Here is a 22,433-nt window from a genome sequence, read left to right as displayed (position 1 = left end):
TAGTGGACGACGCCCCGAAGCCGGGACACCGGAGCGTGAGCGCCCTCATAGCAGGGTGGCGCGTTTGGGGTCATACTCACCGGTAACCCAGCGCCGGGAGCCGGCGTCGAACTCCGGAAAGGGAGCCGTGATGGCCCGTCTCGCCCAGACCGCCGGCCTCACCGACGTGCAGTCGGAGATCCTCGCGACCGTCCGCCAGTTCGTGGACAAGGAGGTCATCCCGCACGCCCAGGAGCTCGAGCACGCCGACGCGTACCCGGCCGACATCGTCGAGGGCATGAAGGAGATGGGCCTGTTCGGGATCACGATCCCGGAGGAGTACGGCGGCCTCGGCGAGTCGCTGCTGACCTACGCGCTGGTCGTCGAGGAGATCGCGCGGGGCTGGATGAGCGTCTCGGGCGTGATCAACACCCACTTCATCGTGGCGCACATGATCTCCCGCCACGGCACCGAAGCGCAGAAGCAGCACTTCCTGCCGCGGATGGCCACCGGCGAGGTCCGCGGCTCGTTCTCCATGTCGGAGCCCGACCTCGGCTCGGACGTCGCCGCGATCAAGACCAGGGCGAAGCGGGACGGCGACGGTTACGTCATCGACGGCTCGAAGATGTGGCTGACCAACGGCGGCTCGTCGAACCTGATCGCGCTGCTGGTGAAGACCGACGAGGGCGCGGAGAAGCCCCACCAGAACCTGACGACGTTCCTCGTCGAGAAGCCGGAGGGCTTCGGCGAGGTGGCGCCCGGCCTCACCATCCCCGGCAAGATCGACAAGATGGGCTACAAGGGCGTCGACACCACCGAGGCGGTCTTCGACGGCTTCAAGATCGGCGCGGACATGGTGCTCGGCGACGCGCCGGGCAAGGGCTTCGCGTACATGATGGACGGTGTCGAGGTCGGCCGGGTGAACGTCGCGGCGCGCGCGTGCGGCATCGCGATCCGGGCGTTCGAGCTGGCGGTGGAGTACGCCCAGCAGCGCAAGACGTTCGGCAAGGCGATCGCCGAACACCAGGCAGTGGCGTTCAAGCTGGCCGAGATGGCGACCAAGGTCGAGGCGGCCCACCTGATGATGGTGAACGCGGCCCGCCTCAAGGACTCCGGCGCGCGCAACGACGTCGAGGCCGGCATGGCCAAGCTGATCGCGTCCGAGTACTGCGCGGAGGTCACGCAGGACGCCTTCCGCATCCACGGCGGTTACGGCTACTCCAAGGAGTACGAGATCGAGCGCCTCATGCGCGAGGCGCCGTTCCTGCTGATCGGCGAGGGCACCAGCGAAATCCAGAAGACGATCATCAGCCGCGGCCTGCTGCGGGAGTACAAGTCCCGCTCCTGACGCGATTGTCGCCGAATCGACAATTCGCGCCCGGCCTTTCGGGGCAAGCGGCTCGCACGGTCCGGGCGTTCTTGACAAGATGGACGCCCAGGACCCACGAGTGCGCAGGTGATGATGGTGAGTAGTCCCTTTGGCGGGGGCCGGGCCCCCGGTGGGCTGCCGCGGCTGCCGACCCCGCCGACCGGCTGGCCGATCGGGTCGTACGCGACCTACGGCGAGGCGCAGCAGGCCGTCGACTTCCTCGCGGACAGCGAGTTCTCCGTCGGCGACGTCACGATCGTCGGGGTCGACCTGATGCTCGTCGAGCGCGTCATCGGAAAGCTCAGCTGGGGCCGCGTCCTCGGCACCGGCGCGGTTTCCGGTGCCTGGTTCGGCCTGTTCGCGGGGCTGCTGCTCGGCCTGTTCGTCAACCAGGGCTTCGCGCTGCAGCTGCTCACCGGGCTGGTGCTCGGCGTGCTGTCCGGGCTGATGTTCGCGGCGATCGGGTACAGCATGTCGCGGGGGCGGCGGGACTTCTCCTCGGCGAGCCAGCTCGTCGCCGGCCGCTACGACGTCCTGTGCCAGCCGCGCTCGGCCGAACAGGGCCGGGAACTGCTCGCCAAACTGGCGCTCAAGCCGCCGTCCGTGAACCCCTGAAAAACCCCTCTTCTACCAGGGGAAAATCACGATTCGACGCGCGGTGCGCTGAATCGTTACCGATACTGCTTGCGGGGTGTGATCGCCCGGCATAAGTTGTCCGACACCAGTCGGGCGGCCTCGCCCAACCAGCGTGGCGGCCCGAGCACTAGCACGTCGGGGTGCTGGCGCGGTTTCGCCTCATCGCGTCGCGGTGCCCACCGGGTACCGCGGTAACCGGCGTGCACGCGGGTGAGGAGGCCTTATGGGGAAGAGGATCGGCGCGGGCAAACGGGGACGCTCGCCCGGCCGCACCGCAGTCCTGCTGGGGGCAGGGGCTTTGGTGACCGGCATGCTGGCCGGTTGCGGTTCGGGTGGCGGGCTGAAGATCAACGTCTACTACGCGCCCGAGGACAGCTTTCAGAAAGTCGTCGACAACTGCAACCAGGCGGCGGGCGGCCGCTACGAGATCGTCTACAACAAGCTGCAGCGCGGCTCCGACGACCAGCGGCTCCAGATGGCGCGGCGGCTGGCGGCGGGCGACACCGCGATGGACGTCCTGGGGCTCGACGTGACCTGGGTTTCGGAGTTCGCCGAAGCCGGGTGGATCGACGAATGGAAGGACCAGAACAAGGCCGCGGCGTCCGCGGGCGTCCTGCAGGGTCCGCTGGAAACCGCGACCTACAACGGGAAGCTCTACGCGGCGCCGAAGAACACGAACGTCCAGCTGCTCTGGTACGACGACCGGATCACGCCCACACCCCCGAAGACGTGGGACGAGATGATCGCCAAGGCGCAGGAGCTGAAGGGCCAGGGCAAGCCCCACAGCATCGTCTTCACCGGCGCGCAGTACGAAGGCCTGGTCGTCTTCTACAACACGCTGGTCGAGTCGATGGGCGGGCACATCCTGTCCGAGGACGGCAAGTCCGTGGTGATGGACGACGGCGCCGTGAAGGCGCTCGCGCTGCTGAAGACGATCGCGTCGTCGGGGATCACCGACCCGTCGCTGACCAACTCGAAGGAGGACGACGTCCGGCAGACGTTCCAGCGCGGTGACGCCGCGTTCGAACTGAACTGGCCGTTCGTCTACGCCTCCTACGCGAAGGACAAGCCGCAGGACGTTTCGCACATGAAGTGGGCGGTCTACCCCGAGGCGAAGCCGGGCACGCCGGCCAAGACCACGATCGGCGGCTACGACCTCGCGGTCAGCTCGTTGTCGGCGCACAAGCCCGAGGCGTACGAGGCGGCGCTGTGCCTGCGGAGCGCGGAGAACCAGAAGTTCTCGGCGATCAACGACGGCGTGCCGCCGACCATCGAATCGGTGTACCACAACGACACGCCGCTCGACCCGTCGAAGCCGGCGGGTGACGACAACCCGAACATGGCGAGCAAGTACCCGATGCGCGACTCCATCCTGGACGCGCTGAAGGACGCCGCGGTGCGGCCGCTGACCCCGGCGTACCAGAACATGTCGACGGTGATGTCGAAAATCCTCTCGCCGCCGGCCGAAATCGATCCGCAGGCCACCGCGGACAAGCTGCGCGAGCAGCTCAGTGACGCGCTCCAGTCGAAGGGAGTGATCCCGTGACCGTTCAGGACTCGACCCCGGCCGACACCGCCGGGGCCACGGTCGCCGAGGGAGCGGCCACCCGCAAGAAGGGCAAACCCGCGCTCTCCGAAGGCAAGAGAGCCGAACGACGGCTCGGGCTCTGGCTGTGCGCGCCCGCGTTCATCGTCATGATCGCGGTCACCGGCTACCCGATCGTCTACTCGATCTGGCTGTCGCTGCAGCGGTACGACCTGCGGTTCCCGGCGCAGCAGGAGTTCGTCGGCTTCGACAACTACGCGGCCGTGCTGTCCAATTCGTACTGGTGGACGGCGTTCGGCACCACGATGTTCCTCACCGTGGTGTCGGTGGCGATCGAGTTCGTCCTCGGCATGGCGCTGGCGCTGGTGATGCACCGGACGCTGGTCGGGCGCGGGCTGGTCCGCACCGTTGCGCTGATCCCGTACGGCATCGTCACGGTCGTCGCGGCGTTCTCGTGGTACTACGCGTGGACGCCGAAGACCGGCTACCTGGCGAACTTCCTCGCCGCCGACGCGGCGCCGCTGACCCAGCAGTGGCCGTCGCTGTTCATCATCATCGGCGCCGAGGTGTGGAAGACCACGCCGTTCATGGCGCTGCTGCTGATGGCGGGGCTGGCGCTGGTGCCGGACGACCTGCTGAAGGCCGCGGCGATGGACGGCGCGAGCGCGTGGCAGCGGTTCACGAAGGTGATGCTGCCGGTGATGAAGCCGGCGATCCTGGTGGCGCTGCTGTTCCGCACGCTCGACGCGTTCCGGATCTTCGACAACATCTACGTGCTCACCAGCGGCGCGCAGGACACCGGGTCGGTGTCCATGCAGACCTACAACAACCTGGTCAAGGGCCTCAACCTGGGGATCGGCTCGACGATGGCCGTGCTGATCTTCATCACGGTGGCGATCATCGCGTTCATCTTCATCAAGGTGTTCGGCACGGCCGCACCGGGTTCGGACAACGGGGGTAAGCGCTGATGGTGATGGGAACCGTCACGACGGGCCGCAAGGTCAGGTGGGGCCTGGTCGACATCCTCGTCCTGGTGTTCGCGCTGGTGCCGGTGCTCTGGGTGGTGTCGCTGTCGTTCAAGACCAAGGACACGCTGACCGACGGGTACTTCATCCCGCAGTCGTGGACCTGGCAGAACTACGCGGACATCTTCCAGACGTCGGAGTTCCTGCTGGCGCTGGTGAACTCGATCGGCATCGCGATCATCTCCACGGTGATCGCGGTGGTGCTGGGCACGATGGCCGCGTACGCGATCGCGCGGCTGGACTTCCCCGGCAAGCAGCTGCTGGTCGGGCTCTCGCTGCTGATCGCGATGTTCCCGCAGGTGTCGCTGGTGACGCCGCTGTTCAACATCGAGCGGAACCTGGCGCTGTTCGACACGTGGCCGGGGCTGATCCTGCCCTACATCACGTTCGCGCTGCCGCTGTCGATCTACACGCTGTCGGCGTTCTTCCGGGAAATCCCGTGGGAGCTGGAAAAGGCGGCGAAGATGGACGGCGCGACGCCGGCCCAGGCGTTCCGGAAGGTGATCGCGCCGCTGGCCGCGCCGGGCGTGTTCACCACCGCGATCCTGGTGTTCATCTTCTGCTGGAACGACTTCCTGTTCGCCATCTCGCTGACGTCGACCACGGCGTCGCGCACGGTGCCGGCCGCGCTGTCGTTCTTCACCGGGTCCTCGCAGTTCGAGGACCCGACCGGGCAGGTGAGCGCGGCCGCGGTCGTGATCACCATCCCGATCATTGTGTTCGTCTTGTTCTTCCAGCGTCGCATCGTGGCGGGGCTGACCTCCGGTGCGGTGAAGGGGTAGCGCTATGGCAGAGATCGTGCTCGACAAGGTGTCGAAGAAGTACCCCGACGGCGCGCTCGCGGTGTCCGAAGTGGACATGACGATCGGGGACGGCGAGTTCCTCGTCCTGGTCGGGCCCTCCGGCTGCGGGAAGTCGACCATGCTGAACATGGTGGCCGGGCTGGAGGACATCACGTCCGGTGAGCTGCGTATCGACGGGCAGCGCGTCAACGAGAAGGCGCCGAAGGACCGGGACATCGCGATGGTGTTCCAGTCGTACGCGCTGTACCCGCACATGAGCGTCCGCGAGAACATGGCCTTCCCGCTGCGGCTGGCCAAGGTGGACGACAAGACCGTGCGGGCGAAGGTCGAGGAGGCGGCGAAGATCCTCGACCTGACCCAGCACCTGGACCGCAAGCCGGCCAACCTTTCGGGTGGCCAGCGGCAGCGCGTCGCGATGGGCCGGGCCATCGTCCGCAACCCCAAGGCGTTCCTGATGGACGAGCCACTGTCCAACCTGGACGCCAAGCTGCGCGGCCAGATGCGGACGTCGGTGTCGAAGATCCAGAAGCAGCTCGGCACCACGACGCTGTACGTGACGCACGACCAGACCGAGGCCATGACGCTGGGCGACCGGGTCGTGGTGCTGCGGGCCGGGTACGTGCAGCAGATCGGCTCGCCGCAGTTCCTCTACGACAACCCGGCGAACCTGTTCGTGGCCGGGTTCATCGGCTCGCCGTCGATGAACTTCGTCCCGGCGACGCTGGAGAACAACGAGCTGCGGAGCGCCCTGGGCACGACACCGCTGACGGACCGCGTCCGGCAGCTGGTGGAGAAGGCGAACTCGCCCCGCGACGTCATCGTCGGCATCCGGCCGGAGCACTTCGAGGACGCGGCGGTGGTCGAGGCGGGCCAGAAGACCCACGGGGCGACGTTCACCGCGCACATCGACGTGCTCGAGTCGATGGGCTCGGAGAAGTACGCCCACTTCACGGTGGAGGGCGAGGCCGCCACCGCCGCGGAGCTGGCCGAGCTCGCCGCGGACAGCGGTTCGGCCGACGTGCCGGGCGCGGAGTCCCAGATCGTGGCCCGCCTTTCGGCGGAGTCGTCCGCGGCGGAGAACGCGGACCTCGAGGTCTGGTACGACGCGGACAAGATCAAGCTGTTCGACCCGTCGAACGGCAAGAACCTCACCTACGAGGACTAGGCGAGTCCGTGAAGGCCACCTCGAGCGATCGAGGTGGCCTTCACGGCTTTCCGGCCGTCGGCAGCCGGGGGAGGATCGACGTCGCGGCCGTGCGGGCCAGCGCGCACGTGCCGTCGCCCGCCGTGCCGGCCGTTTCCACCACGCTGATCTCCGCCAGCTCGCGGCGTCCCGGCAGGCCCGGCGCCGGCTGGGTGGTGTCGATCAGGCAGAACGCGCCCGAGACCCGGACCCGCGCCTCGCGGCCGCCGAGCGTTTCCACCTGACCGGCCGGGTCCGCCGTCTCCACCGTCAGCTTGAAGCTCACCTTGCCGCGGATGCAGGTGTGCCCGGACAGCCCGGTCGTCGGCTTGCTGCCGGGGCCGGCGGCGTCGTCGAGGTCGTGGTTGTCCAGCAGCACGCACGGCGCCACCAGGCCCCACGAGCGCTCCGGGAACGTCAGGTGCCCGACCTTGCCCGCGGTGATCGCGCTCAGCGCCGAGCCGACGGCCGCGTCCGCGACGTCGCAGCGGCCGGCCTGGTCGTCGCCGTCGTCGGTGACCGACAGGTCGAGCCGGTTCCCGTCGGCGAAGGTGATCGCGCGGGTGCACGCGCTCTGGTCGTTGAACATCGACTGCTGGACCGCGACGCCGTCGGGCACCGGCCCGGGGTAGGCGTAAGGCCTGATGTTCGGGTCGGAGTCGAAGGCGAGCGGCCCGACGAGGATCGTGCGCGGGCCGAGCCGGGCCTGGCAGTTCTCGAACGTCGGGACGGCGGCCGCGCCGGGCGCCACTTCGCGCACGTTCAGCAGGCTGCAGTAGTCGACGGTGCCGAAGTCTCCGAGGGCGGCGGAGGCGGTCAGCGGGGTGGGCCCGGTGGCCGGCTCGGGCGCGGCCTGGGTGCGGGCGCAGCCGGCGGTGAGCAGGGCGCACAGCATCGCGACGACCAAGGTTTTCGGGCGCGGGTACACGGGGTGCAAGTATCACCACATCGGAGCGAAAAACCAGCCCTGACGGGGACATCTCTCACTATTTTCCGCACCCCGGCGCACGAACGCGCAGGTCACCGGATTTCCGGCCCGGCAACACCGGTTTCCGCCGACTCCCGAACGATTTTCGCTTTTGCCGTCCCCTAAGGGAGCGATCCTTCCCGCGAGCGATGCGGAAGCCGGTACTCCGGTGGTGAAGTGGAGCTATCGGAACTTCGAGGAAAGGGAAACGACGATGAGCGCACCGGTCACGCGACGGCTGTCCCGTCCCCGCCACGGCCGCATGATCGGCGGCGTCTGCGCGGGTCTGGCCCAGCGGTTCGACATGAAACCCAACACCGTGCGGCTGCTGGCCGTGCTGTCCTGCCTGCTGCCCGGCCCGCAGTTCGTGGCCTACCTCATCATGTGGGCGGTCATCCCGTCCGAGTAAGCCGTCGACGGCGAACCGCTCAAGGGCTTTCTGGACCTGGCCGGCGCCCTCGACATGCCGCCGGGGCACTGGCTTCCGACGCCGGGCCCGAGCTGCTCCGCACTTGGTGCTCAGCGTCGCGCGGGCCGCTCGCAGCGCCGCCGCGACTACCTTCGCCGACGAACTCCTGGCCGACGGCCTGGCCCGGGGTGACCGGGCCGCCCTCGAGCGGGTCGCGACGCTCGGCCCGGCGGCGGCACGTCCCGGCGGTGCGGGCGTTCGACCGTGAGGGACGGCGGGAAGAGGTGGCGGTCGCCCGTGCGCTGGCCCGGCTCACGGGGGACAGCGCGGAGGCGACGCCGATCCTGCTCGGCGTGCTCGCCGAGGCCGAAGCCGAGGCAGTGCGGACACTCGCGGAACTGGGGCCGCTTCCGGAGGAGGCCACGCCGGGCTGCGCGAAATCCTGGCCGCGGACGAGCCGTGGTTCTGGACGGGCGGCGGGGGCAGCGTCGCCCGGGATCGGGGGTTCCGCCGGGCCGCCGCCCGGGCGCTCGCGAACTGCTGAGTCAGGGCTGCCAGCAGGACATCGCCTCGTCGACGCCTCGCTCGTCCAGCGGCGGGTGGGGCAGCTCCGACGCCTTGCCGGGTTCGGCGCGGAGGCCGTCGAGCAGCATGGCAAGGCAGCGGCGCCACAGGTCCGGGTCCACCGCGCACGTGAACTCGACCACCGAGCCGACCATCATGTGCAGCAGCGGGATGTCCGTGGGGGCGAAGTCCGACCGCAGCCCGCCCGCCGCCTTCGCGCGCTCGACGAGCTGTGTGATCAACGGCACCATGCGGGCTTTCTCTTCGGCGACGTGCTCGTGGCCGAACTTGTTGGACAGCATGATCTCGCGCAACCCGCGGTCGGCGGAGTGCAGCTCGGCGGCCTTCCACGTGAAGTCGACGAACGCCTGCCACGCGTCCTCGGCCTTCAGCGCCTCCGCGGCGAGGTTGCCGATTTCCTCCATCCGCTCCGCGAACATGGCCTCGACCAGGTGTTCCTTGCTGGGGAACCGGCGGTAGACCGTGCCGACGCCGAGGCCGGCGTGGTGGGCGATGTCGTCCAGCGTGGCTTCGAGCCCGCGCAGGCCGAACACTTCGCGGGCCGACGCGAGGATGCGACGGCGGTTGAGTTCAGCGTCACGCCGCAGCGGCCGCGCCGGTGCGGCGGGACCAGCGTCCCGTGCCATGTCGTCCAGTCTAGCTCCTCAAGTAGAGGCACCATCTCCGGTTCTTGTGTACCTTGGGTCGCGTAAGGGGAGATACCTACTCCACATAGCGTCTTGATCACCCTCTGTGAGGACACTCCATGACCGAGTCCACGCTCGCCGCCGCGCCGCCGGGGGACGTGCGCGCCGGCGAAAACCCCCACCACGCCAGACGGTGGCTGATCCTGGTGATGATCGGGATCGCGCAGCTGATGGTCGTGCTGGACGCGACCGTCGTGAACATCGCGCTGCCGTCCGCCCAGATCGACCTGGGCTTTTCCAACGACGCCCGCCAGTGGGTGGTGACGGCGTACGCGCTCGCGTTCGGCAGCCTGCTGCTGCTCGGCGGGCGGCTCGCGGACCTCTTCGGCCGCAAGAACGCGTTCCTCGTCGGCCTCGCCGGCTTCGCGGCGGTGTCCGCGCTCGGCGGCGCGGCCGCCAACATCGAGATGCTGCTGCTCGCCCGGGCGGCACAGGGCGTGTTCGGCGCGCTGCTCGCGCCGGCGGCGCTTTCGCTGCTGACCACGACGTTCACCGACCCGAAGGAGCGCGGTCGCGCGTTCGGCGTGTTCGGGGCGATCGGCGGTGGCGGCGCGGCGATCGGCCTGCTGCTCGGCGGCGTGCTCACCGAGTACCTCGACTGGCGCTGGTGCATGTTCGTCAACATCATCTTCGCCGTGGTCGCGTTCGTCGGCGGCACGATCCTGCTGCGCCGCCAGGAATCCGGCGGCCCGCGTCCGAAGCTCGACCTGCCGGGCACGGTCACGGCGTCGGCGGGTCTGTTCGCGCTGGTCTACGGCTTCGCGAACGCCGAGGCGGACTCGTGGTCGGCGGTGTCGGTGTGGGGCTTCCTGACCGCGGGCGTGGTGCTGCTGGGCGTGTTCGGGTGGCTGCAGCAGCGCGTCGAGCACCCGCTGCTGCCGCTGCGCGTGCTGCTCGACCGCAACCGCGGCGGTTCCTACCTGGCGATGTTCCTGCTCGCCATCGGGATGTTCGCGATCTTCCTGTTCCTGACGTTCTACGTGCAGCAGAACCTGCACTTCACGCCGATCGAAAGCGGCGTCGGGTTCCTCCCGATGGTGGCGACGCTGATGCTGGCCGCCACGACGGCGACGAGCGTCCTGCTGCCGCGGTTCGGCCCGCGTCCGCTGGTCCCGACGGGCATGGCGATCGCCGCGGTCGGGCTGTTCTGGCTGAGCGGCATCGGTCTCGAGAGCACGTACGCGTCGGGGGTGCTGGGCCCGCTCCTGGTGATGGGCCTGGGCATCGGCCTGGCCATGGCCCCGGCGATGAGCGTCGCGACGTTCGGCGTGGAGGCCCGCGACGCGGGTGTCGCCTCGGCGGCGGTCAACACGATGCAGCAGGTCGGCGGTTCGATCGGCACGGCCCTGCTGTCGACGCTGGCAGGCAACGCGGCAACGGCTTACGTGGCGGGCAAGGTCCCGACCCCGCAGCTGGCGGCGGAGGCGTCGATCGAGAGCTACACGACGGCGTTCACGTGGGCGGCCGTGATCTTCGCGGTGGGCGCGGTGCTGAGCGGCCTGCTGCTGCGGCCGGGCGTGCCGAAGGGGGAAGCGGCGCCTGGCGCCGTGCACATGTAGGTCCGCTTGAACCTTCCCGGCCCTCCGCGCACTAGTAACACTGAGAACGTGCGAAGGAGGGCCGGGTGGGGGCGTCGAGAGACCTCGATTTCAGCGAGTACTTCGCCGCGCGCGTGCAGCGGTTCCGCCGGGTCGCCTTCGCGTTCTGCGGCAACTGGCACGAGGCGGAGGACCTGGTCCAGGCCATGTTCGTCCAGCTGTACCGGCGCTGGCGGCGGGTGCGGCCGGACACCGTCGACGCGTACGCGCGCCGCATCCTGCTGAACCTCTTCCTGGCTCGCCGCCGGACCTCCGGGCGTGAGTACGTGACCTCTTCCGTACCCGAGCGGGAGTCACCACCGGGCCGCGACAGCCACGTGCGTCTCGACGTGGAGCGCGCCTTGGACGACCTGACGCCGAGGCAGCGCGCGATGGTCGTGTTGCGGTTCCTCGAAGACCTCCCGGTGGCCGAGGTCGCTGCGCTGCTCGGCGTCGCCGAAGGCACGGTCAAGTCCCAGACGGCCCGCGGGGTCGAGGCCCTGCGCGCGGTTTTGCCGGCGCCGACGGCGGAGGAGTGGTGATGGAAGACATCCGGGCCGCACTGACGGCGTACGTGACCGAAGACGAGCCTCCGATCGGCCTCTCCGGCGACGAGGTCTTGGCGGCGGCCCGCCTCTCGCGCCGCCGTCACCTGCTCACGGGGGCCGTGGCGCTCATCGTGGTGGTGCTCGCGCTGGGGCTGGCGGTGGTGGCGCTGCCGCACCGGGCCGAAGTCGCGAGCCGCCCGTGCCCCACGGCGTCGGACACCCGCGAGCAGATCACCGACCGCCTGAGCTGCCTCGTCGGCAACGCCGTCCGCTCGATGCTCGACCCGGACGTGCGGATCGAGCGCCTGACGATCCCGGGGGAGACCCCGCCGGCGGACCCGTTCCACCTGATCGCCGACGCGATGGGGCAGGCGCCCGGCGAGGCGATCTTCCACATGGGGGTGCGGGTGACGGACGCGCGGGGCGCCGGGTCGGTGTACGTGCTGATCCTGCCCGGCGGCGTTGGCGGCCCGGCGTGCGGCGAACCGGGGGAGCTCACGTGCCGCACGGAGCAGACACCCCAGGGCCTTCTGCGGTTGTCGACGGTGCGCACCGGTGACGCGGTGAAGAACCGGGTGGCGCTGGCCGCCCCGGATGCGCAGGTGCAGTTCTGGTCGACCAGCAGCGGGGTGCTGGAACAGCAGGGCGTCCGGTTGCCCGAGCAGCGCCCGGAGCCGACTTTGACGCTCGCCCAGGTGCGGGAGCTGGCGCTGACGCCGGGACTGGAAGTTCTAGCGACCCCGTGAGCGCAGCCGCTCGATGACTTCGTCGTCCCAGCGGTGGGTTCTGATCAGCCGGTACCGTTCCGCCGCCACCCACATGTACGCCTCCGCCTCCGTGCGCTCGCCGATCAGGTGGGCCTGGCGGAGCATGCCCACCACCGGGACGAACTCCTCGTCGAACCAGCGCTGGGCGATGCTCGCGCGGTCGCAGAACTTGCCTTCGTCCTGCATCAGGCGGAATCCCCAGGCCTCCACGTGTTCGCCCAGCTTCGCGTAGTCCCACGGGTCCGAGACGATCACCGACGCCCGTGCGTGGCCCGTCAGCGGGACGCGCTCCAGGAACAGCCGGCGGTAGTCCTTGACGATCAGGTCGCCCCGGTGGCGGATGCCGCTCGGGTCCAGTTTGGTCCGGACGACCGTCACCGATGCCTCTATTGTGGACAGTCCGTGGGCGAAGGCGACCGAGACCCGGTGGTGGCCGTCGATGATGAAGTGCAGTTCGCCCACCCGGTACACCTCGATCGGCGGGATCTCCTCGCCGCGGCGAGCCGCCAGTGCCAGGCGCTCCCAGCGCTCGCGGACCCGGCCGGACGTCGGGCGGAAGCGGCGGTCGAAGTCGCGGCTGCGGTCGACCGTGCCCACGATCGAGTCCAGCTTGATCACCCGCAGGCCGATCCGGTGCTCGCCGAGGTAGCCGAGCGCCTCCACCACCTCGTGGAACGGCAGCATGATGTTGACGTCGTCGGGCTCGCGGCGCAGCCACGTCGAAAGCCGCGAGAGCACCTGGCCCCGGCGTGCGCGGAGGAAGTCGTTCTCCGCGTCCGCGCGGGGGAATCCCGTCTCTTTCATGAGAACTCCATGATCCGGTGGCCCACCACGTTGCGGATCCGGGTTTCGCCGACGACGCGGTCCGGCACCGGCTCGCCGTGGGGGTGGATGTGCCCGTGCAGCAGCCACTTCGGGCGCAGCGCGGCGATCGTCCGGTGCAGGCAGGCGAACCCGCGGTGCGCCGGGTCCGGCCGGTCGCCGAGGTCCAGCGGCGGCGAATGGGTCAGCAGGACGTCGACGTCGCGGCCGTCCCGCCAGCGCCGCACCCGCGCCCGCCGCACCAGGCCGCGGGCCCGGCGCGCCTGCTGGCGCTGCGTCCACTGGTTCGGCCCGTCGTTGTAGCGGATCGAGCCGCCGAGCCCGGCGAACCGGAGCCCGGCGACGTCGACGACCCGGCCGTCGGCGTTGACGCCGCCGTCCGGGCCCGGCCAGACCGTGGGGAAACCGTCCTTCATGGACAGCCCGCCGTAGCGCGTGTAGCCGCTCAGGTCCGGGTCGTGGTTGCCCGGCACGAACACGCACGGCGCGTCGAGCGCGCCGGCCAGGAACGCGAGGTAGTCGTACGGGAGGTCGCCGGCGCCGATGACGAGGTCGACGGAGACGGCGCGGACCGCGTCGGTCCACAGCCGCTCGTCGACCTCGTCGGAGACGACCAGCGCTTTCGGCATGACCCCAGGATAGGACTCCCGGGCGTCATTTCATCCCGTGCGCGAACCCCGGGTCGGCGACGATGACGAAAGTGATGACGACAATCCACAGGACGCTGAGCGCGAGGGCCCAGAACTTGAGGTTGGACAGCATGCGAGGCATCACGAACTCTCCGAATACGGTGGGGAAGGAGGCTTGTTCCGGTCAGGCCGGCGCAACGGACGAGAGTTCTCATCACCAGCAGCTACCCCGCGCCGGCCGACGGCTGAACAAGCCTCACCGAAGGGGGACCTAGAGCCAGCCGTTCTTCCGGAATATTCGGTACAGCAACAGGCAGATCGCCAGGATCACGCTGATCACCAGCGGGTACCCGAACTTCCAGTGCAGCTCGGGCAGGTAGTCGAAGTTCATCCCGTAGATACCGGCGATCATCGTCGGCACGGTGATGATCGCCGCCCACGACGTGATCTTGCGCATATCGGTGTTCTGCTGCAGGGAAATCTTCGCGACCGTCGCGTCGACCAGGGTGGACAGCAGTTCGTCGAACGCCGCCACCCGCTCGGACACGGTCGTGAGGTGGTCGGCGACGTCGCGGAAGTACGAGCGGACGTCGTCGGGCACCAGCCGCGTGTAGCCCTCGGCCAGGCGCTGGATCGGCGTCGCCAGCGGCATCACCGCCCGGCGCAGCTCGAGGACCTCCCGCTTCATCAGGTAGATCTGCTCGGCGCTGACCTGTGACCGGGGCGCGAAGACCTGCGCCTCCATCACGTCGATGTCGTTTTCGATCCGGCCCGTGACGTCGAGGTAGTGGTCGACGACGTGGTCGGCGATCGCGTGCACGACCGCGGACGGCCCCAGCTGCAGCCGTTCGGGGTCCTCGTCCAGCTCACGGCGCAGCCGCGCGAGCCCCGAGTGGTTCCCGTGCCGCACGGTGATCACGAAGTCGCGGCCGAGGAACACCATCAGCTCGCCGGTCTCGACGATCTCGTTCGCCGTCGTCGGCGACTCGTGCTCGACGTACCGGACGGTCTTGACCACCAGGAACAGCGTGTCGTCGTAGCGCTCGAGCTTCGGCCGCTGGTGCGCTTCGAGCGCGTCCTCGACCGCCAGCTCGTGCAGCCCGAACGTGTCCGCGACGCCTTGGATCTGCTGGGCGTCCGGTTCGTGCAGGCCGATCCAGACGAACCCCTCGTGGCGCTTGCGGACCTCCTTGATCGCCTCCGAGTGGGTCCAGCGGCCCGGCAGGCGTTCACCGCCGACGTACACCGCGCAGTCGACGACGTACGCGGACAGCGGAACCGGGATCGGGCGGACGGGTACGGCGCCCTTGTTGCCGCGGCCGCGGAGGCCGCCGAGCGAGGGAATGGCAGGCATGGGATCTCCTGGGCGTCGTGCGTGGTCGTGCGAGACGACTGACCAGGGGCGGAAATGCGTCCGCCCGGCGACACACCAGCGTTCCCGGGGGAGAAGGCCTACCGAGAGATGAGCCGGCCGGCCGGTGAGGTGGGAACGCTGGGACTACTAGGGAGCGGACTATCGCCACTACTCATCGGGGTTCCTCACCTCCTTCGGGCCGGGTGCGACAGTGGTGGGGCTCGCGTTGACGCGCGAACACCAATGGTTGAGGGTACTCCTCACTACGGATGCGTGTCGTACCAGCCTCACGCGGTGTTACGCGGAACGGGAGAAGACGAGTGCAGTTCGGTCGGTACTACGAGGAGTTCGAGGTCGGTGCGGTCTACAAGCACTGGCCGGGCAAAACGGTCACCGAATACGACGACCACCTGTTCTGCCTGATCACGATGAACCACCACCCGCTGCACCTGGACGCGCACTACGCCGGAGAGACCACCGACTTCGGCAAGAACGTCGTCGTCGGCAACTACGTCTACTCGCTGCTGCTCGGCATGTCCGTGCCGGACGTCTCGGGCAAGGCCATCGCGAACCTCGAGGTCGAGTCCCTCAAGCACGTCAAGCCGACCTTCCACGGCGACACCATCTACGGCGAGACCGAAGTCCTGGACAAGACGCCGTCGAAGTCCAAGGACGACCGGGGCGTCGTGTACGTCGAGACCCGCGGCTACAAGCAGGACGGCACGATCGTGTGCACCTTCCGCCGGAAGGTGATGGTGCCGAAGCGCTCCTACGGGGAAACCCGCGGCGGGGAGCAGCCGGGCCGCCCGACCCCGCACGAATGAGGCTCTGATGGACTTGGACGGGATCAAGGGCGTACTGCGCACGTTCGCGGAAGCCGAGGCGCGCGGGGTGTCGCCGCTCTACGAGCACCTGGCGCTGCAGGCGGCCGAGGACGACGACGTCGCCGGGCTGCTCGCGTCGGCCCGCGACGGCGAGGTGCGCGCGACGCTGCTGATGGCGACCGCGCACCGGCTCGTCCAGGCCGACCCGATCCACCCGCTTTCGCGGTACTACCCCTCGCTGGGCGGCTTCGACGGCGTCGACTCCGAGACCTGGCCGCTGTTCCGGTCGTTCCTGCTGGAGCGGGCGGACAAGGCGCGGGCGCTGATCGCCGCCCGGTACACGCAGACGAACGAGGTCCGGCGGGCCGCGCTGCTGTACCCGGGCGTCGCGCGCGCGGCGAAGGAGGCCGGCGGGAAGGTCGCCCTCCTGGAGGTCGGCTGCAGCGCCGGGCTCCTGCTGGGCCTCGACCGCTTCGGCTACCGCTACCAGTGCGACGGCGGCGAGCAGCTGACGGCGGGCCCGGCCAAGGCCGCGGTCGGGCTGCACTGCGCCCTCGACCTGGCGCCGGGCGCGGTGGCGCCGAAGCTGCCGAAGAAGCTCGCGGTGACCGGCCGGGCCGGGCTCGACCGGGCGCCGGTCGACCTGTCCGACGAAGACGAGCTGGCCTGGCTCGAGGCCTGCGTGTGGGCCGACCAGCCGGACCGCATCCGGCTGCTGCGCACGGCGGCGGCCGAGCAGGCCAAGCACCGGCCGAAGCTGATCACCGGCGACGGCGTGGACGACCTGGCGGCGGCGGCCTCGACGCTCGACGGGCCGCTGGTGGTGCTGACCAGCCACGTGCTGGCGTACTTCGCGCCGGAACGGCGGGCGGAGTTCGTCTCGCGCCTCGCCGAGCTGGCGGCGGAGCGGCCGCTGTGGTGGGTCTCGGAGGAGTTCTACGGCGCCGCGCTCGAGACGGTGCTGCCGGGCCGCTCGGACCTGGCAGGCGACGGGCTGGCGACGCTGGGCGTGGTCCGCTGGGACGGCGGGAAGCCGGAGGCGCACGCCCTGGCGCGGACGGCACCGCACGGCCAGCGGATGACCTGGCTGCCGCTGTAGGGCCCCGGGAACCGCCCGGAGCCGCTCGGAGGCGGCCGGTCAGGCCCGGGGAAGGGCGTTCCAGTCACGCAGGGTGACGTAGAGGAGATCCACCAGCTCCCCGGCCGTCTCCAGGGCCGAAAGGTCTGCCGCATCGGACCAACGGGCGTCGGAGGCGTCGTCACCGGCGGTGAGAACGCCGCCCGCGATTTCGCAGGCGTAGTCGTGGATCTCGAAGGGCCCGCGGGTCACCGTCCCGATCAGTGTGCCCGGAATCACGTCCAGCCCGGTTTCCTCCCGCAGCTCCCTGATGACGGCTGTTTCGTCTGATTCGCCCGGTTCGACTCGGCCACCTGGCAGCGACCACTGCCCCGAACCGGGGTCGTTGGCCCGCCGGATGAGCAGCAGCCGGCCGTGTTCGTCGTGCGCGATCCCGCCGACACAGCGGATCGTGGCGCTGGTGAGGCCCTCCATGTCCCGAAGGGTAGACGTGACCGACTTGAAAACCGATGTCCTGTACACGGAGAGTAGCCGTGCGGTACACTTCGGACCGCGTGCTGACCCAAGCGCGGGACTTTCCTCCCCAGCGCCTGTTCAGTGCGGTACAACGTAAAAAGTCAGGATTGAGCTGTTGTCCGGTGTCACCGTAAGAGACGGGATTTGATCGCGGTGAACGTGAAGAAGATTGCGGGCCTCGCCGGTATCGCGTTGGTGCTGTTCTTCGTCATTGCCCAGCCGGGGCAGGCCGCTGGCCTCGTCGGCACGATCGTCGACTTCCTCCGCGACTCGGCCGAATCGGTGATCACCTTCGTCAGCAACGTCTTCAAGGGCTGATCGGGGGCTACCCTCGAACCATGTTCGCGCCACGCGACCCCGACGAGTACCTCCTCGACACCGAGCGGCGGGTCATCCGGATCCGCCGCCACTGGGCGGTGCTGCTGTGGGACACCTTCGAGGCGGCCGCACTGCTGGCCATCTGCGTCCTGGTGTCCTACCTGCTGCCACCGGCGCTGTACATCGGCCAGAACATCCTCTGGTACGTCGCGCTGCTCGTCGTCCTGCGGTTCGCCTACGTGGTGATGGAGTGGTGGGTCGAACGCCTGGTGGTCACGGACAAGCGCTTCGTCATGACCACCGGGGTGTTCACGACCAAGGTGCTGATGATGCCGATCAGCAAGGTCACCGACCTCAGCTACGTCCGCACGGCCACCGGCCGCATGATGGGCTACGGCACGATGGTGGTCGAGTCGGCCGGTCAGATCCAGGCGCTCAACAAGATCGACTTCCTGCCGCGGCCCGAAGAGTTCTACGACACGATCTCCGAGCTGGTGTTCGGTGACAAGCAGAAGCAGGCCGAGCGCTTCTCGATGATCAAGGCCCAGCGGGCCGCCCGCGGCAAGAAGCCGGTCGGGTGACGCGCGCCGGGGAGTCCCGGCGGCACTGTGACGCACCGCATCGTCGACAATGGACACGATGCGCATCGACCTGCACGCCCATTCCACCGCCTCCGACGGCACCGACACGCCGGCCGGGCTCGTCGCCGCGGCCTTCGACGCCGGGCTCGACGTCGTCGCGATCACCGACCACGACACCACCGCCGGCTGGGCGCCCGCCAGCGAGGCGATCCCGCCGGGGCTGACCCTCGTCCCCGGTGCCGAGCTCTCCACGGTCTCGATCGACCCGGAGACCGGTCGCCAGATCAGCGTCCACCTGCTGGCCTACCTCTTCGACCCCACGGCCGAGGCCGTCGTCGTCGAGCAGACCCGGCTGCGGGTCGAGCGCCGCACGCGGCTGCGCCGGATGGCCGAGCGGATGGCCGCCGACGGCCTCCCGATCGACATCGACGAGATCTTCGGCCTGCTGCCGGAGGACTCCCCGCCCGGGCGTCCGCACCTCGCGCAGGCCCTGGTCCGCGCCGGGCTGGTCAAGTCCGTCGACGAGGCCTTCGCCGACTACCTGAGCCCCCGCCGCGGCTACTACGTCGCCCGCCGCGACACGCCGGTCGAGGAAGCCATCGACATGATCGCCGCGGCCGGCGGCGTCACGGTCATCGCGCACCCCTTCGCCTTCAGCCGCGGCGCCACGATCAGCGAGGACACCCTCGCCGGGCTGGCCGCGCGCGGGCTCACCGGCGTCGAGGCCGACCACCCCAACCACGACGCGCCGACGCGGGCCCGCACCCGTGAGCTCGCCGGCGAGCTCGGCCTGCTCGTCACCGGGTCCAGCGACTACCACGGCACGAACAAGTCGATCGCGCTCGGCGAGTGCACCACCGACCCCGGCCAGCTGGAAGAGCTGGTGGCGCGCGCGACGGGGTTCCAGGTCGTGAAGGGCTGAGATGGCGATCGCCGACGTCTTCGACGCGAAGCTCTTCATGAGCGCGACGATCACCTTGATCGTCATCATGGACCCGCCCGGCACGGTGCCGGTGTTCCTCAGCCTCGTCGGCCGCAAGCCCCTGGCGACGCGGGCGCGCGCGGCCCGGCAGGCCGTCCTCGTGTCGCTGCTGGTCATCAGCCTGTTCGCGGTCGCCGGCCAGGCGATCCTGGCCTACCTGGGCATCGGCATCCCCGCGCTGCAGGGCGCGGGCGGGCTGCTGCTCCTGCTCATCGCGCTGCAGCTGCTCACCAGCAACGGCCACGAGCCCGAGGCGGCCGCGGAGGACGTCAACGTCGCGCTCGTGCCGCTCGGCACGCCGCTGCTGGCCGGGCCCGGTGCGATCGCCGCGACCATCGTGTTCGTCCGCCAGGCCGACGGGCACCTCGGCGCGTACATCGCGCTGGCGCTGGCGATCGTCACGACCCACTTCGTCATCTACCTCTGCATGCGCTACTCCGGCGTCGTCATCCGGCTGATCAAGGAAAGCGGCATCACGCTGCTGGCCAAGGTGGCCGGCCTGCTGCTCGCGGCCATCGCCGTGGAGCTCGTCGCGAACTCCGTGCGCGGGTTCATCGCCGGCGGCAGCTGACCCGCCACCCGGGTTGTCCTGCCGGACAGGATGGGCCGGGTTCGTTGACATCGTTGGCACCGCTCCCGCAGCCTGAATCTCAGCTCAGCGATTGAAACGATTCAAGTACGCGGAAGTTCCTCTCGGAGGCCTCGATGAAGTGGCTCAGAGCTTTTCTGCCGGTGACGGTGCTGGTGGCGAGCGGCGTGGTCGCCGCCCCCGCCGTGTCGGCGATGCCCGGCCCCGGCTGGCAAAAGTACGTCGTCGCGCCGGCCGGCCGGGACGTGCGACCGGTGCGCGTCCTGTCGACCGCCGGCGACGTCACCAACCCCGACGGCCTGCTCGGGCGGGGTGTCGCGACGTTCAAGCGGCAGGCGCCGCCGCCGAAGCCGGCGTGGCCCGCCGGGACGACGGCGGCCGCGTCGTCGTTCCACGCGCCGAACAACGGCGGGAACGGCCAGCCGCGCACGTACGAGCCCGGCAACGCCGTCGACGGCAACACCGGAACCTTCTGGAACGACGACACGATCGGGGCCTACCCGGACGTCCTGACGATCACCGCGGCCGCGCCGGTCGCGCTCCCCGGCGTCACCGTGCTGTCCAGTGTGGACGGCGTGCCGCAGGACTTCACGGTGGAAGTGCTGGACGCGGGCGCGTGGCGGGTGGCCGCGACCGTCAGCGGCAACACGGCGGTGCAGCGCGCGGTGGCCTTCGACCGTGCGGTGACGACCACGCAGGTGCGGATCACCGTGACGAAGGACCAGAACACGCCGTCGGGCGAGTTCAGCCGCGTCACCGAGGTCTGGCCGGGCCTGGTCGCCGACCCGCCGGTGCCGGTCGCCGTGCTCGACTTCGGCAAGGTCGTCGCCGGCTACCCGAAGATCGCCTTCGCGGGCGCGTCGGCGAACCGGCCGGGGGTCCGGCTGTCGTTCTCGGAAACCCAGCAGTACCTGGGCGAACGCTCCGACTTCACGCGGTCGGACTTCTCCGGCGGGCCGGGCAGCGACCAGTACGCCGTGCCCGGGACACCGACCGTCTGGCGGGACACGAAGGGCTGCGCGGCCGGGACCCAGGTGTGCGCGGACGGTCTGCACGGGTTCCGCTACCTGCGGATCAGCCTCGACGCCCTCGCGTCGGACGCACCTGCGGCCCAGCCCTCCGGTGAGGTGCGGATCAGCGGCGTCTCGCTCGACTTCACGCCGTTCCTCGGGACGCCGGACACCTACCGCGGCTGGTTCGAGTCGTCGGACGAGGACCTGAACAAGTACTGGTACGCCGCGTCCTACACGAACGAGCTGGGCATGGACACCTTCCGGGAGTCCGATGTGGACCCTCGCGGCGCGTTCTCGCCGTCGCTGGACGGGAAGCTCGTGCTGCACGACGGCGCGAAGCGGGACCGGGACCCGTACGTCGGCGACGTCGCGGTGTCGGGACTGACCGAGTACCTGACCCACCAGGACGGGACGGCGGCGCGGAACGTGCTCGCCGACCTGGCCGACCACCAGCGCGCGGACGGCTGGATCCCGCCCGCGTCGATCAACGACTACACGCTGCCGCTGTTCGACTATCCGCTCTGGTGGGTGACTTCGAGCTGGGACTACGTGCTCTACACGGGCGACACCGCGTACGCGGCTTCGTACTACTCGCACCTCGTGAAGACGCTCGACGCGTGGTATCCGTCGGTCACCGATTCGCGCGGGTTGCTCTCGAAGGGGCTTAACGGCACTGGCGGCTACGGCGACTACGCCTTCCTGCCGCGTACGGGCGAAGTGACGTACTACAACGCGTTGTACGTGCGGGCTCTTCAGGGCGCTGCGGGCTTGGCGCGGGCGACCGGGCATCCCGCGGACGCCGACCGGTGGCTCGCGCGGGCTTCCGGCGTGGCGACGGCCGTGAATGCTTATCTGTGGGACCCGGCGGCGGGCGCGTACCTCGACTCGGCGACGGGCGCGGTGCGCCACGGCCAAGACGGCAACAGCCAGGCGGTTCTGGCGGGTATCGCGTCTCCGGCGCAGGCCTCTTCCGCGTTGGCGCGGCTCGCGGCGGGGGCGTTGCCGTACGGGAACCCGTTCATGGACAACGACACCCTGGTTTCCGACGGCACGAAACGCGTGTACGCGTTCACGTCGTTCCCGGAGCTGCAGGCGCGGTTCCGGACCGGGCAGGCGGCGTCCGCGATCGACCAGATCAAGCGGATGTACGGCTGGATGGACACGCACGACCCGGGCATCACGGCGTGGGAGGGCATCGGTGCGGGCGGTTCGCACTACGAGCAGGGCTACACGTCGGCGGCGCACGGCTGGTCGACCGGCGTCGTGCCGGCGCTGACGAACGAGCTGCTGGGCGTCTCGCCGACGTCGCCGGGCTTCGCGACGTGGCAGGTTGCGCCGCAGCCGGGTTCCGTTGCCTGGGCACGGGGAGCGGTGCCGACGCCGAAGGGCGCGTTGTCGGCTTCGTGGTCCCAGCAGGGTTCGGTGTTTTCGCTGACGGTGACGGCGCCGCACGGGACGTCCGGCTCGCTGGTGGTGCCCGCGGGGCACCTGGTGCTGCTGGACGGGCGGCCGATCCGGACGGGCGGCGCGCTGGCCGTTTCCGGCGGGACGCACACGGTGCTCGTGGTGCGGTAGCGGCGCTTTCCGCGCGGGGCGGCTCGCCCCGCGCGGAAAGTGTCGGTGGTGGTGCGTAGCGTGGGGACCCGT

Annotated in this window: 24 protein-coding genes; 18 read left to right on the top strand and 6 right to left on the bottom strand. The window is 69.8% G+C overall.

Annotated elements, in window-relative coordinates:
• The first annotated feature begins 130 nt into the window (after nucleotides 1-130).
• The 6 genes from ACH54P_RS24055 (at nucleotide 131) to ACH54P_RS24030 (ending at nucleotide 6,523) form a co-directional block, all read left to right on the top strand.
• Nucleotides 131-1,327, top strand: coding sequence for an acyl-CoA dehydrogenase family protein (locus ACH54P_RS24055; RefSeq protein ID WP_489905635.1), 1,197 nt, complete (start codon nucleotides 131-133; stop codon nucleotides 1,325-1,327).
• A gap of 111 nt (nucleotides 1,328-1,438) precedes the next feature.
• The gene (locus tag ACH54P_RS24050) at nucleotides 1,439-1,963 is read left to right on the top strand and encodes a YflT domain-containing protein (protein ID WP_489905634.1); all 525 of its coding nucleotides are present in this window, start codon (nucleotides 1,439-1,441) and stop codon (nucleotides 1,961-1,963) included.
• 244 nt (nucleotides 1,964-2,207) lie between these two features.
• Nucleotides 2,208-3,530, top strand: coding sequence for an ABC transporter substrate-binding protein (locus tag ACH54P_RS24045; RefSeq protein ID WP_489916327.1), 1,323 nt, complete (start codon nucleotides 2,208-2,210; stop codon nucleotides 3,528-3,530).
• Complete coding sequence (locus ACH54P_RS24040; protein ID WP_489916325.1) at nucleotides 3,527-4,498, top strand: carbohydrate ABC transporter permease; 972 nt, start codon at nucleotides 3,527-3,529, stop codon at nucleotides 4,496-4,498. The genes ACH54P_RS24045 and ACH54P_RS24040 overlap by 4 nt, the downstream gene beginning before the upstream one ends.
• Nucleotides 4,498-5,337 carry a carbohydrate ABC transporter permease gene (locus tag ACH54P_RS24035; protein WP_489916323.1) on the top strand — a complete coding sequence of 280 codons (840 nt, stop codon included), beginning with the start codon at nucleotides 4,498-4,500 and terminating at the stop codon, nucleotides 5,335-5,337. The genes ACH54P_RS24040 and ACH54P_RS24035 overlap by 1 nt, the downstream gene beginning before the upstream one ends.
• A gap of 4 nt (nucleotides 5,338-5,341) precedes the next feature.
• Nucleotides 5,342-6,523 (top strand): ABC transporter ATP-binding protein, encoded by a 1,182-nt coding sequence (locus ACH54P_RS24030; protein ID WP_489916321.1) that lies wholly within the window; start codon nucleotides 5,342-5,344, stop codon nucleotides 6,521-6,523.
• Between the two features lie 40 nt (nucleotides 6,524-6,563).
• Here ACH54P_RS24030 and ACH54P_RS24025 read toward each other — a convergent pair whose 3' ends face one another.
• Nucleotides 6,564-7,469 carry a hypothetical protein gene (locus ACH54P_RS24025; protein WP_489916319.1) on the bottom strand — a complete coding sequence of 302 codons (906 nt, stop codon included), beginning with the start codon at nucleotides 7,467-7,469 and terminating at the stop codon, nucleotides 6,564-6,566.
• A 253-nt stretch (nucleotides 7,470-7,722) separates the two neighbouring features.
• Between ACH54P_RS24025 and ACH54P_RS24020 the strand changes: the two genes are divergently transcribed.
• Entirely contained in the window at nucleotides 7,723-7,917 is a 195-nt protein-coding gene (locus tag ACH54P_RS24020; RefSeq protein ID WP_489916317.1) for a PspC domain-containing protein, read from the top strand.
• 103 nt (nucleotides 7,918-8,020) lie between these two features.
• Nucleotides 8,021-8,185, top strand: a complete 165-nt coding sequence (locus ACH54P_RS24015; RefSeq protein ID WP_489916315.1) for a hypothetical protein — start codon at nucleotides 8,021-8,023, stop codon at nucleotides 8,183-8,185.
• 277 nt (nucleotides 8,186-8,462) lie between these two features.
• On the opposite strand, the gene ACH54P_RS24010 is transcribed toward ACH54P_RS24015, so the two are convergent.
• Nucleotides 8,463-9,128 carry a TetR/AcrR family transcriptional regulator gene (locus ACH54P_RS24010; protein WP_489916313.1) on the bottom strand — a complete coding sequence of 222 codons (666 nt, stop codon included), beginning with the start codon at nucleotides 9,126-9,128 and terminating at the stop codon, nucleotides 8,463-8,465.
• Between the two features lie 119 nt (nucleotides 9,129-9,247).
• Between ACH54P_RS24010 and ACH54P_RS24005 the strand changes: the two genes are divergently transcribed.
• The 3 genes from ACH54P_RS24005 (at nucleotide 9,248) to ACH54P_RS23995 (ending at nucleotide 12,059) form a co-directional block, all read left to right on the top strand.
• Nucleotides 9,248-10,747 (top strand): MFS transporter, encoded by a 1,500-nt coding sequence (locus ACH54P_RS24005; RefSeq protein WP_489916311.1) that lies wholly within the window; start codon nucleotides 9,248-9,250, stop codon nucleotides 10,745-10,747.
• 65 nt (nucleotides 10,748-10,812) lie between these two features.
• Nucleotides 10,813-11,307: a SigE family RNA polymerase sigma factor gene (locus ACH54P_RS24000; protein WP_489916309.1), complete on the top strand. Its 495-nt coding sequence runs from the start codon at nucleotides 10,813-10,815 to the stop codon at nucleotides 11,305-11,307.
• Entirely contained in the window at nucleotides 11,307-12,059 is a 753-nt protein-coding gene (locus ACH54P_RS23995) for a hypothetical protein (RefSeq protein ID WP_489916307.1), read from the top strand. Before ACH54P_RS24000 ends, ACH54P_RS23995 begins: the two co-directional genes overlap by 1 nt.
• On the opposite strand, the gene ACH54P_RS23990 is transcribed toward ACH54P_RS23995, so the two are convergent.
• The 3 genes from ACH54P_RS23990 to corA all read right to left on the bottom strand — a co-directional run bounded on the left by ACH54P_RS23990 (nucleotide 12,045) and on the right by corA (nucleotide 14,885).
• The gene (locus ACH54P_RS23990) at nucleotides 12,045-12,884 is read right to left on the bottom strand and encodes a chromosome partitioning protein ParB (protein WP_489916305.1); all 840 of its coding nucleotides are present in this window, start codon (nucleotides 12,882-12,884) and stop codon (nucleotides 12,045-12,047) included. The genes ACH54P_RS23995 and ACH54P_RS23990 overlap by 15 nt on opposite strands.
• Entirely contained in the window at nucleotides 12,881-13,531 is a 651-nt protein-coding gene (locus ACH54P_RS23985) for a metallophosphoesterase family protein (RefSeq protein ID WP_489916303.1), read from the bottom strand. The genes ACH54P_RS23990 and ACH54P_RS23985 overlap by 4 nt, the downstream gene beginning before the upstream one ends.
• Nucleotides 13,532-13,802: 271 nt before the next feature.
• Nucleotides 13,803-14,885 carry a magnesium/cobalt transporter CorA gene (gene corA, locus ACH54P_RS23980; protein WP_489916301.1) on the bottom strand — a complete coding sequence of 361 codons (1,083 nt, stop codon included), beginning with the start codon at nucleotides 14,883-14,885 and terminating at the stop codon, nucleotides 13,803-13,805.
• A 320-nt stretch (nucleotides 14,886-15,205) separates the two neighbouring features.
• On the opposite strand from corA, the gene ACH54P_RS23975 reads away from it, so the two are divergent.
• Together ACH54P_RS23975 and ACH54P_RS23970 are read left to right on the top strand one after the other, a co-directional pair.
• A complete protein-coding gene (locus ACH54P_RS23975; RefSeq protein WP_410675195.1) occupies nucleotides 15,206-15,709 on the top strand; it encodes a MaoC family dehydratase in 504 nt (167 codons plus the stop codon).
• 7 nt (nucleotides 15,710-15,716) lie between these two features.
• Nucleotides 15,717-16,808: a DUF2332 domain-containing protein gene (locus ACH54P_RS23970; protein ID WP_489916299.1), complete on the top strand. Its 1,092-nt coding sequence runs from the start codon at nucleotides 15,717-15,719 to the stop codon at nucleotides 16,806-16,808.
• A gap of 39 nt (nucleotides 16,809-16,847) precedes the next feature.
• Here the strand turns inward: ACH54P_RS23970 and ACH54P_RS23965 are convergent, their stop codons facing one another.
• Nucleotides 16,848-17,261 (bottom strand): NUDIX hydrolase, encoded by a 414-nt coding sequence (locus tag ACH54P_RS23965; RefSeq protein WP_489916297.1) that lies wholly within the window; start codon nucleotides 17,259-17,261, stop codon nucleotides 16,848-16,850.
• 195 nt (nucleotides 17,262-17,456) lie between these two features.
• On the opposite strand from ACH54P_RS23965, the gene ACH54P_RS23960 reads away from it, so the two are divergent.
• From ACH54P_RS23960 to ACH54P_RS23940, 5 genes are all read left to right on the top strand, one after another.
• On the top strand, nucleotides 17,457-17,621 hold the full coding sequence (locus tag ACH54P_RS23960) for a hypothetical protein (RefSeq protein WP_489917163.1): 165 nt from the start codon (nucleotides 17,457-17,459) through the stop codon (nucleotides 17,619-17,621).
• Nucleotides 17,622-17,641: 20 nt separating this feature from the next.
• Nucleotides 17,642-18,202 carry a PH domain-containing protein gene (locus ACH54P_RS23955; protein ID WP_125307077.1) on the top strand — a complete coding sequence of 187 codons (561 nt, stop codon included), beginning with the start codon at nucleotides 17,642-17,644 and terminating at the stop codon, nucleotides 18,200-18,202.
• A 58-nt stretch (nucleotides 18,203-18,260) separates the two neighbouring features.
• Nucleotides 18,261-19,124 (top strand): PHP domain-containing protein, encoded by an 864-nt coding sequence (locus ACH54P_RS23950; protein WP_489916295.1) that lies wholly within the window; start codon nucleotides 18,261-18,263, stop codon nucleotides 19,122-19,124.
• A gap of 1 nt (nucleotide 19,125) precedes the next feature.
• Nucleotides 19,126-19,755 carry a MarC family protein gene (locus ACH54P_RS23945; protein WP_489916293.1) on the top strand — a complete coding sequence of 210 codons (630 nt, stop codon included), beginning with the start codon at nucleotides 19,126-19,128 and terminating at the stop codon, nucleotides 19,753-19,755.
• Nucleotides 19,756-19,889: 134 nt separating this feature from the next.
• Nucleotides 19,890-22,361, top strand: a complete 2,472-nt coding sequence (locus tag ACH54P_RS23940) for an alpha-L-rhamnosidase-related protein (RefSeq protein WP_489916291.1) — start codon at nucleotides 19,890-19,892, stop codon at nucleotides 22,359-22,361.
• Nucleotides 22,362-22,433: the final 72 nt, after the last annotated feature.

Source organism: Amycolatopsis sp. N2S4-7 (assembly GCF_058119595.1).
The sequence above is the reverse complement of the archived record's forward strand: the minus strand, read 5'-3'. Positions and strand labels throughout refer to the sequence as shown.